Consider the following 12,872-nt stretch of genomic DNA (forward strand, 5'->3'; position numbering starts at 1 on the left):
AACTGAGTAACAAAACTATGTCAAAACGTGATTATTATGAAGTGTTAGGTGTTGCAAAAGACGCCAGTGAACGTGACATAAAAAAAGCTTATAAACGCTTAGCAATGAAGTATCACCCAGATAGAACTGAAGGTGATGCGGATTTAGAGGCCAAGTTTAAAGAAGTAAAAGAAGCGTACGAAGTACTCACAGACAGTCAAAAACGTCAGATGTATGACCAATACGGCCACGCAGCTTTTGATCAAAATGGTGGCGGCGGCCATGGTGGCTTTGGCGGAGGCCATGGTGACTTTGGTGATATTTTCGGTGACGTATTCGGTGATATTTTTGGTGGCGGCGGTCGTCGTCAATCACGTCAACAACGCGGTTCAGATCTTCGTTACAATATGGAACTTAGCCTTGAAGAGGCCGTTCGTGGTAAAGAAGTTGAAATCAAGGTACCAACTTGGGTAAGTTGCGAACCTTGTGACGGAAGCGGTGCTAAAGCGGGTTCTAAACCTAAGACTTGTCCAACTTGTCATGGTGCTGGTCAAGTGCAAATGCGACAAGGCTTCTTTGCTGTTCAGCAAACATGCCCAACATGTCAAGGTACGGGCTCTGTTATTTCAGATCCTTGTAACAGCTGTCACGGCCAAGGACGAGTTGAGAAAACCAAAACGCTTTCAGTAAAAATTCCAGCAGGCGTTGATACTGGTGACCGTATTCGTCTTACGGGTGAAGGTGAAGCAGGCATGCATGGCGCGCCGTCAGGTGATTTGTATGTTCAGGTTTCTGTTCGTGAACATCCGATTTTCACTCGTGATGGCAATAACTTGTATTGTGAAGTACCTATCAGTTTCACTACAGCAGCTATTGGTGGCGAAATTGAAGTTCCGACCCTAGATGGCCGAGCAAACCTAAAAATTCCTGCTGAGAGCCAGACAGGTAAAATGTTCCGCATGCGTGGTAAAGGTGTTAAATCTGTACGCAGCGGTTCAGTCGGTGACTTAATTTGTAAAGTAGTAATTGAAACACCAGTAAACTTAAATGACAGACAAAAAGAGCTGTTAAAAGAGTTAGAAGAGAGTATGGGTGCTGACAACGGTAAAAACAGACCGAAAGCACAAGGTTTCTTTGATGGTGTTAAGAAGTTCTTCGATGACTTAACAAAGTAAAATTTGTTGAACCAAAAACGGCGCGCAGCGCCGTTTTTCTTTTTAATCTAAAATTAATAGATAGTCTTGTTCACCCTCACATCGACATGCTTGTGATTGACCATCCTTTTGACCAAATAAACTTCCAGATTTACAACCAAACAATTGGCATTTCGCCTCACAGGCCATTGCATCTCGCCATGTTACATACTCGTCGTTCATGAAACTAAAAGCAGAAGAAACCGTTAGCATGCCTATGAAAAGGGTTAGCACTTTAAGCTTTGATTTAAGCCACATGTGACACCTCATTTTCATAAGTATTAGACTTTAGTCTAATGCTTAAACGGTATTGTTCAAGTAAAGGATCGTGTTGTGTTGGCTCTGAATTCTAACTGTATCTTGAAAATCTAATGTTTAGCACTAAGCACTTAAATTCACATTCTTTAGCTATGAAAGTTAGAGTGACTGATTTATAAACTAAAATTCAATTTAAAGATTCTAACTCCGACTTGGTTTTAAAATTTTAATGTTGTTTTAATAACCAAAGAATGCAGATTAAACGCTTTATATTCAAAAATTTTCTAACTTGAGCTTACACGTGTAAGCCTATCTAATTCAATGACTTAAACCGTCATTTGCAAAGGCAGAGTAATTTTCTTGTTAAATTATTGCATAGAGTAATTGATCTAACGCGTTTTTTATGCCGTAATGTAGGTATATTCAACTGGTCTGATGAGTTAGTTATGAGTTTAAGAACACAATTTAGAAAAGTATTACCAAGTATCTCAATTACAGAACAAGAAGCGCTTGACGCAGGTGATGTTTGGTTAGAAGGTTCAATCTATCAAGGTAAGCCTGATTTCAGCGCGCTTCGTGCCGTGCCTGAAGCGACACTTTCTGCAGAAGAGCAAGCTTTCATTGACGGTCCAGTGAAAGAGTTAATGGCTATGATTGATGATTCTGTTATTCAAAACAGTAAGCATCTTCCTGAGCATATTTTAGATTTCTTGAAGAAAGAACGTTTCTTCTCTTTAATCATTCCAAAATCATACGGTGGCCGTGAGTTCAGCCCTTATGCTAATTCAACCATCGTAGGAACAATCGCAACGAAATCTTCAGCTGTAGCTGTAACTGTTATGGTGCCTAATTCATTAGGCCCGGGTGAGTTATTAATGCATTATGGTACTGAAGAGCAGCGTGCGCATTACTTACCTCGTCTTGCGAATGGTACTGATATTCCATGTTTTGCACTTACCAGCCCAGAAGCGGGCTCTGATGCCGGTGGTATTCCAGATCAGGGTATTGTGACTAAGGGTATGCACAATGGTGAAGAAGTCTTAGGTTTAGAGATAACTTGGGACAAGCGTTATATCACTTTAGCACCTATTGCGACAGTACTAGGTCTGGCATTCAAAGTATTTGATCCTGAAGGTCTATTAGGTGGAAAAGAAGAGTTAGGTATTACGTGTGCGTTAATTCCAAAATCACACCCAGGTGTTGAGCTTGGTAATCGTCACGACCCTATGGGAATTCGTTTTTACAATGGTACTACGCGCGGCAATAAAGTCTTCATTCCAATGGAATTCATCATTGGCGGGCAGGAAAACATTGGTCGTGGTTGGCAGATGCTTGTTAGTTGTCTTGGTGCAGGCCGTGGTATCTCGTTACCAGCTTTAGGTGTTTCAACAAGTCAGGTAGCACTTAAGTCAGCTTCAGAATATGCCGCGGTTCGTGAGCAGTTTGGTCTATCTATTGGCCAATTTGAAGGTATTCAAGAAAAGCTAGCTGACATAGCGGGTAAAACTTACCTTCAAGAGTCTATGCGTGTGTTAACCACTGAAGGTCTAGGTATGGGTCTAAAACCATCAGTTGTTACTGCTATCGCAAAATATCACATGACTGAAATTGGTCGTGATGTACTTGACTCTGCAATGGACATTCTAGCTGGTAAAGCGATCCAGAATGGTCCCCAAAACACGTTAGCTAGTGGCTATGTGGCTCAACCAATCGCAATTACTGTTGAAGGCGCTAACATTCTAACTCGAAACCTGATGATCTTTGGTCAAGGTGTAATGCGCTGTCACCCGCATCTTCAAGAAATGGTTGAAGCAATTCATAGTGAACAAGCTGACGCAGATAAGAAGTTTAATAAGAAATTCCGTCAAACTGTGGGTTACGGTATTTCGAATGGCTTACGTGCATTTGGGTTAGGCTTAATGCCATTTATGGCTGGCAGTCAGAGTTCATTGTCTGAAGTTAAGCAATATGAGAAAGCGGTTATGCAATTATCATCTCGTTTAGCTTTGTTTGCTGATTTCTCATTATTAGTTCTAGGCGGCAAGTTAAAGCAAGCTGAAATGTTATCAGCACGTCTTGGTGACGTAATGAGTTACCTATATGCAGCAATGGCCTCAATTAAGTATTATGAGCAGAAAGTATCTGAATCAGAGCGTGCACAAGCGGCACCTTATTTCCATTATGCAACGCGCTGGGCATTACAAAATGCTGAAAACGCATTACATAAATTCTTAGATAACTTCCCAGCAAGTTTTGCTCGTAAGTTCTTACGTGTAGCAACATTACAATTTAGTCACAGAATGGCAAAAATTGACGACAATTTAATTCGTGAACTAGCTGCTGCCGCACAACAAGACACAGCATTTAAGTCACAAATCACTAAACTTGTTAAACCAACTGCTGGTGATGGTCACGATATTAACGAGCAGGCATATAAAGCGAAAATGGCTTGTCTTGATTTACTTAAAGTACTCAAGAAAGCACTTCGTTCAAAACAAGTAAAACCAGGAGTGCGTTTTGCTGACACATTAGATAACGCTTTAGCCGCGAATATTATTACTAGTGAGCAATATGCCAAGTTAATTGATTACAACAAGAAGCGTGAAAAAGCGATTCGAGTTGATGAGTTTGATTTCGACTTAAACCTTATTGATGATTGTCCGTTGAATGCTGATATTCAGCAGGCCAGTTAACAATCGTGGAGAACAACGCCCAGTAATTCGCTGGGCGTTTTTATTTTAGGCGCGTACAATAAATTAATATCCTAAAGAAATTTAAAAGTAATCCCCTTGAGTACACGTCATTTAGAAAAGCATATACCTGAGCTCAAGCTCATTGATTTATCTATTTCACTCTGGAGTGGATGTGGACAAATTCAATCAGGTTTATATAGCTCCCAGCCAGTGGTAGTTAAACTCAGTGAAATTCCTGAAAACATAAATCATCAAGTCATCAGTCAATCTAATTTTGCCAAACAGAGAAAAGATAAGTCTTATCTCAACGAACTCAATTTTTACAATGACCCGACATGCCATACAGCTTTTGAGAATGTAAGACCCTATTGTTACTTTGCAAAGCGAATAGGAGCTTTAAATGTTTTGATCTTAGAAGACTTTAAATCAAATGGCTTTCAAAACATAGATGATCATAAACTTGAACATATCTATGCAGTTGTGAAATGGTTAGCCCAGTTTCATGCGCAAGGGTTTACCCTTATCAACTCAAAACCATTTCCATTAGGCGGATATTGGCATTTAGAAACAAGGCCTGATGAGTTTGAAAGGATGGAATTCATTGATTTAAAACGCCATGCAAGGTATTTGGCTGATTCACTTTATAAAGCTAAGTATCAGACTTTAATACATGGCGATTCCAAGTTAGCAAACTACGCGTTTGATGACTGCTACAAGGTCCTTGGTTATGATTTTCAGTATGTTGGTTCAGGCATAGGGTTACAAGACGTTATGCTGTTTATGACCAGCGTGTTTAATGGTGATGCGTGTGCAAAGTATGAAGAATCATTACTTAATTTATACTTTGAAAGTTTGAATAAAGCACTGAGTAATACCATGAGCATAAAAGAATATGAACTTTTAGAGCATGAATGGCGTACTCTATGGCCAATAGTGTGGTCTGATTTCTATCGTTTTTTAAATGGCTGGAAACCTGAACATAAAAAAATAACGCAATTCATGCAAAATAAGTTTTCAGAAGTTCTAAACACCATATGATTTTTTCTTTATTCAGTGCGCTTTGCTGGTCTTTATTTGATATTGCAAGAAAAGAGTTGGCGCAGCATATTAATCCAAAGTTCTTGTCGCTTGCAATGAGTGTCAGTGTTCTGCCTTTGTTCTTCTTATTGTGGGGATTTCAAGGGTTTCAATTGCCGAGTAGTTCTTATTATTTTCCAGCAACGATAAGTGGCGTACTTGCTGCAATAGGCAGTGTTTGTTTTATGTTAGCCATTTCGAAAGGCAAACTTGCAATTGTATTATCTATTACTGCTTGTACACCGTTTATTTCAGCAGTGTTCTCATTCTTTTTCTTAGACGAAATACTTTCTAAGTTAGAGTGGTTAGGCATAGTCTTGGTTGTATCTGCAACCATGCTTCTTGCTGGCACATCATTTAACACACGTGAAAAATCAAGCTTATATGCATTAATTACTGCACTTGCATGGGGCACCTGCATTGTATTCGATAAACAAGCATTAACTCACGGCTCAAGTTCGTTCCATGGCATGTTTCTAACATCCATAATAATTGCTGTTTTGTCTATTAGTTTACGAATTGACTACCAATGGCGAGCCTTGCTTAAAAACTTTAAGTGGTGGCTTATTGCAGTGATGGTGTTTTTTGGGGCTGTATTTCTTCAATTCGCAGCGCTTGAATATCTAAACCCGGGTGTAGTTGAGGCTATAAAACGCGGAATTGGGATTGTTCTCGCTGTCATTATTGGTCGCGTGTATTACCAAGAAATATTGTCTAATAAACAGGTCGTGGGAGTTTGCTTTGTCTTATTCGCAACTTATTTATTCATGTAAAGGGGCTTTACAAAGCGCTTTTCTATTTTTCTAGAAAACTTATAATGTCTTCTCGATTATTCGGAGTTTATATGAAGTATTTAGTTTTATTGTTTTTGTCAGCCAGTATGTTCAGTTTTAGTACCTCAGCACAGACAAGCGATTTATCTGTAACAATGAAAAACATAGGCCATGCTTACAAAAAGGCAGTTCGCTCAACTGACGGTAAAGAAATAATCAGTCAAATAGATGAAATGATTTTTTTGATTCAAAAAAGTAAAAAGGCTAATTTCAAAGCTGATTTAAAAGAGCAATCAATCGAGGGATTAGATAAGGTCATCACCGTTTTACAAGAATCAAAGCGTTTTGTAGAGAAAGGTGAAATTACCAAAGCTAAGGTAAAATTAAAGAAAGTTGATGTACTTCGAGAGAAATATCATGAGCTACACGAGCCACCAAGTGTTTGGGAGCTATTATTTGGATAGAGAAAAGCGGCATAAATGCCGCTTTTTTTATTTTTTCTTTTTCTTCATGCCTTGGACGGCTTTGAATCTTGGGTTTGATTTACAGATCACAAAAACACGACCACGTCTTTTTACTACTTGGCAGCCTGGACGATTTTTTGCACTCTTTAAAGAGCTCAATACTTTCATAAGTTTTCCTTTTATTTTTTGCTTGCAAGATTTTTGAAGCGGCGGTTGAATTGAGCAACACGACCATCAGAAGCTGTAATTTTCTGCTTACCTGTATAGAAAGGGTGTGATTCACTCGAAACATCAATCGGTACATATGGGTAAGTTACGCCATCAATTTCGACTGTTCTATCAGATTTAATTGTCGAACCAACAATGAAGTATTTATCGATAGAAGTATCGTGAAATGCCACTTGTTCGTAATCAGGATGAATATTAGGTTTCATAGAATGCTCTTATGTTTTGTTATAATATCTCGCATGTTATTCTAAATGAAAATTATTTGCAAATGGGTTTTGGGTAAATTTGTTGATTTTGATGGTTTGTTGTGCAAACAAACACCTTGTCTCTAGCTATTCGTTGTAGGCCTGTTATAAATAAGGTGTAAGTTTTAAAGGGAAGCAACAATGGAAGAGCTAAATAATAATTTGGATAACACCGTGATTGATTCACTCAAAAATAAAGATCACAGTGGCATTAACAAACAGCTTGATCAGTTGAGTTGTTCTCATAGTGACATCATTGAGTTACTTGCAGAATATGTTGTGTTAGCTGAACAAGATGATGAAAGCTTTGATGCTTGGTACGACGGTCTTTGCGAAGATAAATTAAAAGTTTTAAAGGCATTTGAAATTATGAGAGCTCACTTAGAGTCGTGAGCTCTTCTTACCGACAAATCATATTGCTTTATTAAACGCTCAATATAACGCTGTCGAATAAGCTGTTTTGGTAATAGTGGATTGTCTAGTGCAACTGAGTTATTAAGTTGTCTGAGTGCAACATGAAGTATTTTTCGTGTCTCCTCATCGAGTATGTCTAAGCTAAAATCTTCAGTTAAAAATGAAATAACATACTTAAATAGATCGATAGCAACGATTTCTTCTATCTTTCCTGTAGAACTGATTGCGCCATATTTTCCTACTAAGAAATATTGCCAACTCGACTGAATGGATTCTTCCAGATCTTCTGTAAATGAGGCGATAAGAGTTTCAGGTAAATCATGCACTAACTGATTCAAAGTCTGTTGATAAAGATTCCCAAAATACATGAATGCTTGACTTGATGACTCAATATTATGCTTTATAAGTATCTGAGCCCAAGCTAGATATCCTCTCGGGTAATATTCAATCTGCTCTGTATGCTCTGTGATCCCTAAGTAAGAATTGACTTGAAGTTTATTTTCTATAACGAAACTGCTCGCTGGAAACAAACCTGACTCTTGCCACTCAAATAAGATATCTTCATCTACTCTCGCAGACTGGCATATTTCTATAGTTTGATAAAAATTCTCATTGAAATGATTAAGTAAGCTCATAGTGGTACTGGTTGAATATACAGTATTTGTATTAAATCAGTAATACAACCAATTTACAAGTCATTCAGCCTAAAGAAAGCTCGGAACTGCTATTGTTTTATGTAAGAATATTGGGACTTGGAATAAGAATACTTGTAAATATGCAGATTAACGAAAAACTACAACAAGCAAGCTTGATCACCGCGATAAAAACCCCTTACTTAGAAACCGGCGAAATTGATTTAGCAGCCTACGACAAATTAGTCGAGCTACAGATCGAAGCAGGTGTTGATGGTATTATCGTTGGTGGTACTACCGGTGAAGGTCAGTTAATGAATTGGGAAGAGCACCTAATGTTAATTGCGCACACGGTGAGTAAGTACAAGCAACAAATATTAGTTATCGGTAATACGGGCAGCAATAATACCCGTGAAGCTGTGAAAGCAACAGAATATGGTTTTGCAACGGGAATGGATGCCGCATTACAGATAAACCCTTACTATGGTCGCACTTCAGTTGAAGGTGTTGTTAAACACTTCGAAAAAGTGCTCGAGATTGGCCCTGCATTTATTTACAACGTACCAGGAAGAACGGGGCAGGACTTAACACCAGATATCATTGAGCCTCTTTCGAAACATGACAATTTTATTGGTGTTAAAGAGTGTTCGGGTAATGAGCGTATTGCTCACTATGAAAAACAAGGTATCGCATGCTGGTCGGGTAATGATGATGAAGCACACGATGCAAGACATTTACATGGTGCGCACGGTGTCATTTCAGTCACTTCTAATATTGTGCCTAAGCAATTTAGAAGTTTGATGAATGAACGTAATGACGACCTGAATCAGTCATTGCAACCATTAATGTCTTGGTTATTCTGCGAACCTAACCCGATTGCGATAAACACGGCGCTGATGATGACTGGTGCTGTAAAGCCTGTCTTTAGATTACCTTATGTACCATTAAGTGCATCTCAACAACAACAAGGCTTGCAATTAATCTCTGAACTAGTAAGTGGTAGTTATGTTGGTCATGCACCAACTTTACTAGACACTGAGTCAATTATTCTTTGTTAGAACTGACTAATTGACGTATAATCTGCGGCCTTTTAATGATTGGCCGCAGGTTTATGTTATGAATTTCAAATCTTTTAGTTTTTCTCCGCTTATTCTGCAAGCACTAGACGAATTAGAATTTCACACCCTTACACCAATTCAGCAAGCTGCTATCCCTGTTGTAAGAAAAGGGCATGATGTACTTGCCACAGCTCAAACAGGTACAGGTAAAACCGCCGCTTTTAGTTTGCCAATCATTCAGAATATTTTTGAGCAATCTGAGCAACATCCTAGAGCTTTGATCATAGCGCCAACCCGTGAATTAGCAGAACAAATTGCAAATAACTGCAAACAATTTGCTAAATATACTGACCTAAATGTGGTTGCTTTATTTGGTGGTGTAAATACTGCAGGGCAAGAAGAACAATTGAACGCTGGCTGTGATATTTTGGTTGCAACACCTGGTAGGCTTCTCGATCACTTACGTCTAGGCAGTGTAAACCTTTCTCAGGTAAAACACTTAGTGTTAGATGAAGCCGACAGGCTACTCGATATGGGCTTTATTACTGATATTCAAAAAGTGATAGAGCTATGTCATGAAGAGAAACAACAACTATTCTTCTCGGCAACTTTCCCAACGGCAATGAAACAGTTTGCTCGTCAAGTATTAAAGCACCCAAAGTTTGTGCAAGTCACTCCTGAAAATACAACGGCAGAAACGGTTAGACATATTGTTTATCCTGTCGAGCAAGGCAGAAAACAAGAGCTGCTTTCTGAGTTGATTGGTAAGAAGAATTGGCAACAAGTTCTTGTATTTGTGAACATGAAAGATGTTGCTGACGATATTGTTAAAGAGCTGAACCTTGATGGTATTCCTGCAACTGTGTGTCATGGCGATAAAAAGCAAGGTGCTAGACGTCGTGCTTTACGTGAGTTTAAAGAAGGCAAGGTTCGCGTATTAGTTGCCACTGAAGTTGCTGCTCGTGGAATTGATATAGAAGGACTGCCTCGCGTTGTTAACTATGATCTACCTTATCTTGCAGAAGATTACGTTCACCGTATTGGTAGAACAGGTCGTGCGGGTCAGCAGGGCCAAGCAATTTCATTTGTTGCACGTGAAGAAGAGCAAGTTTTACTGCATATTGAAGAATTAATAGGACAGCAAATTAAGCGCTATTATTTACCTGGCTATGAAGTAAGTAGTCGTGAAAGTCTAATTAAAAACTTAAGTAAAAAACCTTCACATCAACGTAGAAAGCCAAAAACTAACCGCCCTAGTAATCAGGCAAGTGGTGAAGCGAGAGCGAAAAACAGAGCGCGTATCGCGAATGTGAGAAAGCAGATTAAAGGTAAGTCTTTAAAGTTGAGTAAATAAATTCTTTTTAAGCAAAATATTCAAAAGGTTGCCAAGTGCAACCTTTTTTATTTTTTAAGTAAAATGATTAAATTGCATAAGCTGCGAGGCTTATCTCTTCAATTTTACAGGCTTGTTGTATTGCCTCATCTCTTGCCATGGTTTTTAAATATCTATTTAGATTACTAAAGCTTAATGGTGGATGCTGAATTTCATCCCCCCAAATACACAGCATAAATAAAATGTAATCACAGACAGTCATTGATTCACCAACCAAATAGGTGTTGTCGTTTAGCTGTTTATCAATGATCTGTAACACATCTTTTAATCTTGTTTGCTGTGTTCTAACAATGTCATCGTAAATTAATGCGTTTTGTGTGTGCCTTTCTGGATAAAAGTAAGTCATAAGCTCTGTTTGAAGAGTACTAGTTAAGTACATCAACCACTGATTGAAAACAGCTTTTTGTTTTATATCAGAAGGAATAAGAGATGTTTCGGGGTGTTTTTCTGCAAGATATAAACATATCGCTGCGCTTTCGAAAAGAATAAAATCATCATCAACCAATGTCGGGATCCGTCCTGTTGGGTTAATTGATAAATATTGGGCAGACTTTTGGGCAAGCTTTTTTCTATCCACCAGCTCGAGTTGATAGGGGACATTAATTGCTTTTAAAACAAAATGAGGGGCAAGACTGGCATTACAAGGGTAGTAAAACAGAGTATACATACTTCACCTAGATAGTTAGAGTTTTTCGATAGCAGTGTCCTTTCAGTTAAATGATACTTGAAAAACTTAGGTGAGATAATCTGTTTAATCAAGAAATTACTTCACTTTACAAACTAAAACGGCAACCTGAGTTGCCGTTTTATCGCTTTAAAATGCTGATTTAGTTACTGACTAAGGCGTATAGTAAATCGGCGAGTTAGGGCCTACAGGTAAACCAAAACCGAACACCCAAATATAAAACAGAGCAACCCAGCCAACAAAGAAGAACATACTGTACGGAAGCATAGTAGCAACTAGCGTACCTATACCCATGTCTTTTTTGTACTTAGTCGCAACAGCGAGTATGAGACCAAAATAGCTCATCATAGGCGTGATAAGGTTAGTCACAGAGTCACCGATACGATATGCGGCTTGGATAGTCTCTGGCGCATAACCAATCAACATTAACATAGGTACGAAGATTGGTGCAGTCACAGCCCACTGAGCCGACGATGAGCCTAAGCTTAAGTTGACTAATGCACACATAAAGATAAACAGCACAAAGACCTCAGGGCCAGTTAGATTAAGCGCTTGAAGTAGTGCTGCGCCATTAATTGCTAAAATAGTACCAAGGTTAGTCCACTTAAAGAAAGCAACGAACTGAGCCGCGAAGAATACAAGTACAATGTACATACCCATAGAGCCCATTGACTTACTCATTGCGTCAATGACGTCGCGGTCATTCTTCATGGTACCAACAACACGGCCATATACGAAGCCAGGGATCGCAAAGGTAACAAAGATGAATACCACGATACCTTTTAGGAATGGAGAACCCGCTACTTCACCAGTTTCAGGGTGTCGTAGAATACCATTTTCAGGCACGATGGTTAATGCAAGAAGCGCAGACACAACAAGAAGAGATACACCAGCCCATTTCAAACCAGACTTTTCTTTCGCGCTTAATTTTTCAATGTTGTTTTCACTTAAGTCGATGCTTGCTTCTTCAGGGTTGTATTTGCCAAGACGCGGTTCAACAATCTTCTCTGTAACCAATGTACCAACAGTGGCAATTAGGAAAACTGAAATCATCATGAAGTACCAATTCGCCTCTGGGCCGACTTCATAAGTTGGGTCAATCATCTGTGCTGCAGGTGTTGTAATACCGGCAAGTAGCGGATCGATTGTGCCAAGTAGAAGGTTTGCACTATAGCCACCTGAAACACCGGCAAACGCCGCAGCTAAACCAGCAAGTGGGTGACGACCCAGACTATGGAAAATCATTGCAGCAAGCGGAATTAAAACAACATAACCTAATTCAGATGCTGTATTTGACAAGATTGCGGCGAAAACAACCATGAAAGTAACTAGGCGCTTTGAAGCACCCATCACCATACCGCGCATCGCAGCTGATAGCATACCTGAGTGTTCTGCAACACTTACACCCAGAAGTGCAACCAACACAGTACCTAACGGTGCGAAGCCTGTGAAGTTAGTTACAAGCCCTGTAACGATGCGCTGAAGACCTTCAGCACTTAAAAGACTGACAACTTCGATGACCCCATCAGGATCGCGTCCTTTAGCGCCTTCAGGGCGAGGGTCAATGGCACTTAAGCCAAACCAATCTGCTATACCACTGAAAATAACAATGGCAATACAAAACATAGCAAATAGCGTGATAGGGTGGGGTAACAAATTACCTAAAAACTCAACAGTTGCTAAAAAGCGATTAAACAAACCCTGTGGTTTTTGTTCTGTTGATTGTTGATTTTCAGGTTTTGTCTCAACTGCGTTCGACATAATGAAAAATACTCAATAC

14 protein-coding genes are annotated in these 12,872 nt (G+C 39.2%); 8 read left to right on the forward strand and 6 right to left on the reverse strand.

The window, feature by feature from the left end; translation table 11 throughout:
- Nucleotides 1-17: 17 nt before the first annotated feature.
- Nucleotides 18-1,154, forward strand: a complete 1,137-nt coding sequence (dnaJ, locus tag AC1HJP_RS00315; protein ID WP_138479504.1) for a molecular chaperone DnaJ — start codon at nt 18-20, stop codon at nt 1,152-1,154.
- Between the two features lie 42 nt (nt 1,155-1,196).
- Here the strand turns inward: dnaJ and AC1HJP_RS00320 are convergent, their stop codons facing one another.
- A complete protein-coding gene (locus AC1HJP_RS00320; RefSeq protein WP_480359626.1) occupies nt 1,197-1,430 on the reverse strand; it encodes a hypothetical protein in 234 nt (77 codons plus the stop codon).
- A gap of 446 nt (nt 1,431-1,876) precedes the next feature.
- On the opposite strand from AC1HJP_RS00320, the gene AC1HJP_RS00325 reads away from it, so the two are divergent.
- From AC1HJP_RS00325 to AC1HJP_RS00340, 4 genes are all read left to right on the forward strand, one after another.
- Nucleotides 1,877-4,123, forward strand: coding sequence for an acyl-CoA dehydrogenase (locus AC1HJP_RS00325; RefSeq protein ID WP_480359627.1), 2,247 nt, complete (start codon nt 1,877-1,879; stop codon nt 4,121-4,123).
- A gap of 96 nt (nt 4,124-4,219) precedes the next feature.
- Nucleotides 4,220-5,161, forward strand: coding sequence for a protein kinase family protein (locus tag AC1HJP_RS00330; RefSeq protein WP_480359628.1), 942 nt, complete (start codon nt 4,220-4,222; stop codon nt 5,159-5,161).
- Nucleotides 5,158-5,973 (forward strand): SMR family transporter, encoded by an 816-nt coding sequence (locus tag AC1HJP_RS00335; protein ID WP_480359629.1) that lies wholly within the window; start codon nt 5,158-5,160, stop codon nt 5,971-5,973. Before AC1HJP_RS00330 ends, AC1HJP_RS00335 begins: the two co-directional genes overlap by 4 nt.
- Nucleotides 5,974-6,044: 71 nt before the next feature.
- A complete protein-coding gene (locus AC1HJP_RS00340) occupies nt 6,045-6,437 on the forward strand; it encodes a cytochrome b562 (RefSeq protein ID WP_480359630.1) in 393 nt (130 codons plus the stop codon).
- 27 nt (nt 6,438-6,464) lie between these two features.
- Here the strand turns inward: AC1HJP_RS00340 and ykgO are convergent, their stop codons facing one another.
- Both ykgO and AC1HJP_RS00350 read right to left on the reverse strand, forming a co-directional pair.
- Entirely contained in the window at nt 6,465-6,605 is a 141-nt protein-coding gene (gene ykgO, locus AC1HJP_RS00345; protein ID WP_480359631.1) for a type B 50S ribosomal protein L36, read from the reverse strand.
- A gap of 11 nt (nt 6,606-6,616) precedes the next feature.
- The gene (locus AC1HJP_RS00350; protein WP_138479489.1) at nt 6,617-6,871 is read right to left on the reverse strand and encodes a type B 50S ribosomal protein L31; all 255 of its coding nucleotides are present in this window, start codon (nt 6,869-6,871) and stop codon (nt 6,617-6,619) included.
- 180 nt (nt 6,872-7,051) lie between these two features.
- On the opposite strand from AC1HJP_RS00350, the gene AC1HJP_RS00355 reads away from it, so the two are divergent.
- Nucleotides 7,052-7,303, forward strand: coding sequence for a hypothetical protein (locus tag AC1HJP_RS00355; RefSeq protein WP_138479487.1), 252 nt, complete (start codon nt 7,052-7,054; stop codon nt 7,301-7,303).
- Here AC1HJP_RS00355 and AC1HJP_RS00360 read toward each other — a convergent pair.
- Complete coding sequence (locus tag AC1HJP_RS00360) at nt 7,288-7,959, reverse strand: DUF6058 family natural product biosynthesis protein (RefSeq protein ID WP_480359632.1); 672 nt, start codon at nt 7,957-7,959, stop codon at nt 7,288-7,290. The genes AC1HJP_RS00355 and AC1HJP_RS00360 overlap by 16 nt on opposite strands.
- Before the next feature lie 140 nt (nt 7,960-8,099).
- Between AC1HJP_RS00360 and dapA the strand changes: the two genes are divergently transcribed.
- Both dapA and AC1HJP_RS00370 read left to right on the forward strand, forming a co-directional pair.
- Complete coding sequence (gene dapA, locus AC1HJP_RS00365) at nt 8,100-9,014, forward strand: 4-hydroxy-tetrahydrodipicolinate synthase (RefSeq protein WP_480359633.1); 915 nt, start codon at nt 8,100-8,102, stop codon at nt 9,012-9,014.
- A 58-nt stretch (nt 9,015-9,072) separates the two neighbouring features.
- Nucleotides 9,073-10,368 carry a DEAD/DEAH box helicase gene (locus AC1HJP_RS00370; RefSeq protein WP_480359634.1) on the forward strand — a complete coding sequence of 432 codons (1,296 nt, stop codon included), beginning with the start codon at nt 9,073-9,075 and terminating at the stop codon, nt 10,366-10,368.
- 67 nt (nt 10,369-10,435) lie between these two features.
- On the opposite strand, the gene AC1HJP_RS00375 is transcribed toward AC1HJP_RS00370, so the two are convergent.
- Nucleotides 10,436-11,074, reverse strand: coding sequence for a glutathione S-transferase family protein (locus AC1HJP_RS00375; protein WP_480359635.1), 639 nt, complete (start codon nt 11,072-11,074; stop codon nt 10,436-10,438).
- Between the two features lie 171 nt (nt 11,075-11,245).
- The gene (locus AC1HJP_RS00380; protein ID WP_480359636.1) at nt 11,246-12,853 is read right to left on the reverse strand and encodes an AbgT family transporter; all 1,608 of its coding nucleotides are present in this window, start codon (nt 12,851-12,853) and stop codon (nt 11,246-11,248) included.
- Nucleotides 12,854-12,872: the final 19 nt, after the last annotated feature.

The sequence above is a fragment of the Pseudoalteromonas sp. NFXS53 genome (assembly GCF_056629255.1).

What these genes read in the sequence shown, in the direction of transcription:
- dnaJ (WP_138479504.1), top strand. Translation starts at nt 18, where the DNA reads ATGTCAAAACGTGATTATTATGAAGTGTTAGGTGTTGCAAAAGACGCC.
- AC1HJP_RS00320 (WP_480359626.1), bottom strand. Translation starts at nt 1,430, where the DNA reads ATGTGGCTTAAATCAAAGCTTAAAGTGCTAACCCTTTTCATAGGCATG.
- AC1HJP_RS00325 (WP_480359627.1), top strand. Translation starts at nt 1,877, where the DNA reads ATGAGTTTAAGAACACAATTTAGAAAAGTATTACCAAGTATCTCAATT.
- AC1HJP_RS00335 (WP_480359629.1), top strand. Translation starts at nt 5,158, where the DNA reads ATGATTTTTTCTTTATTCAGTGCGCTTTGCTGGTCTTTATTTGATATT.
- AC1HJP_RS00340 (WP_480359630.1), top strand. Translation starts at nt 6,045, where the DNA reads ATGAAGTATTTAGTTTTATTGTTTTTGTCAGCCAGTATGTTCAGTTTT.
- ykgO (WP_480359631.1), bottom strand. Translation starts at nt 6,605, where the DNA reads ATGAAAGTATTGAGCTCTTTAAAGAGTGCAAAAAATCGTCCAGGCTGC.
- AC1HJP_RS00350 (WP_138479489.1), bottom strand. Translation starts at nt 6,871, where the DNA reads ATGAAACCTAATATTCATCCTGATTACGAACAAGTGGCATTTCACGAT.
- AC1HJP_RS00355 (WP_138479487.1), top strand. Translation starts at nt 7,052, where the DNA reads ATGGAAGAGCTAAATAATAATTTGGATAACACCGTGATTGATTCACTC.
- AC1HJP_RS00360 (WP_480359632.1), bottom strand. Translation starts at nt 7,959, where the DNA reads ATGAGCTTACTTAATCATTTCAATGAGAATTTTTATCAAACTATAGAA.
- dapA (WP_480359633.1), top strand. Translation starts at nt 8,100, where the DNA reads ATGCAGATTAACGAAAAACTACAACAAGCAAGCTTGATCACCGCGATA.
- AC1HJP_RS00370 (WP_480359634.1), top strand. Translation starts at nt 9,073, where the DNA reads ATGAATTTCAAATCTTTTAGTTTTTCTCCGCTTATTCTGCAAGCACTA.
- AC1HJP_RS00375 (WP_480359635.1), bottom strand. Translation starts at nt 11,074, where the DNA reads ATGTATACTCTGTTTTACTACCCTTGTAATGCCAGTCTTGCCCCTCAT.
- AC1HJP_RS00380 (WP_480359636.1), bottom strand. Translation starts at nt 12,853, where the DNA reads ATGTCGAACGCAGTTGAGACAAAACCTGAAAATCAACAATCAACAGAA.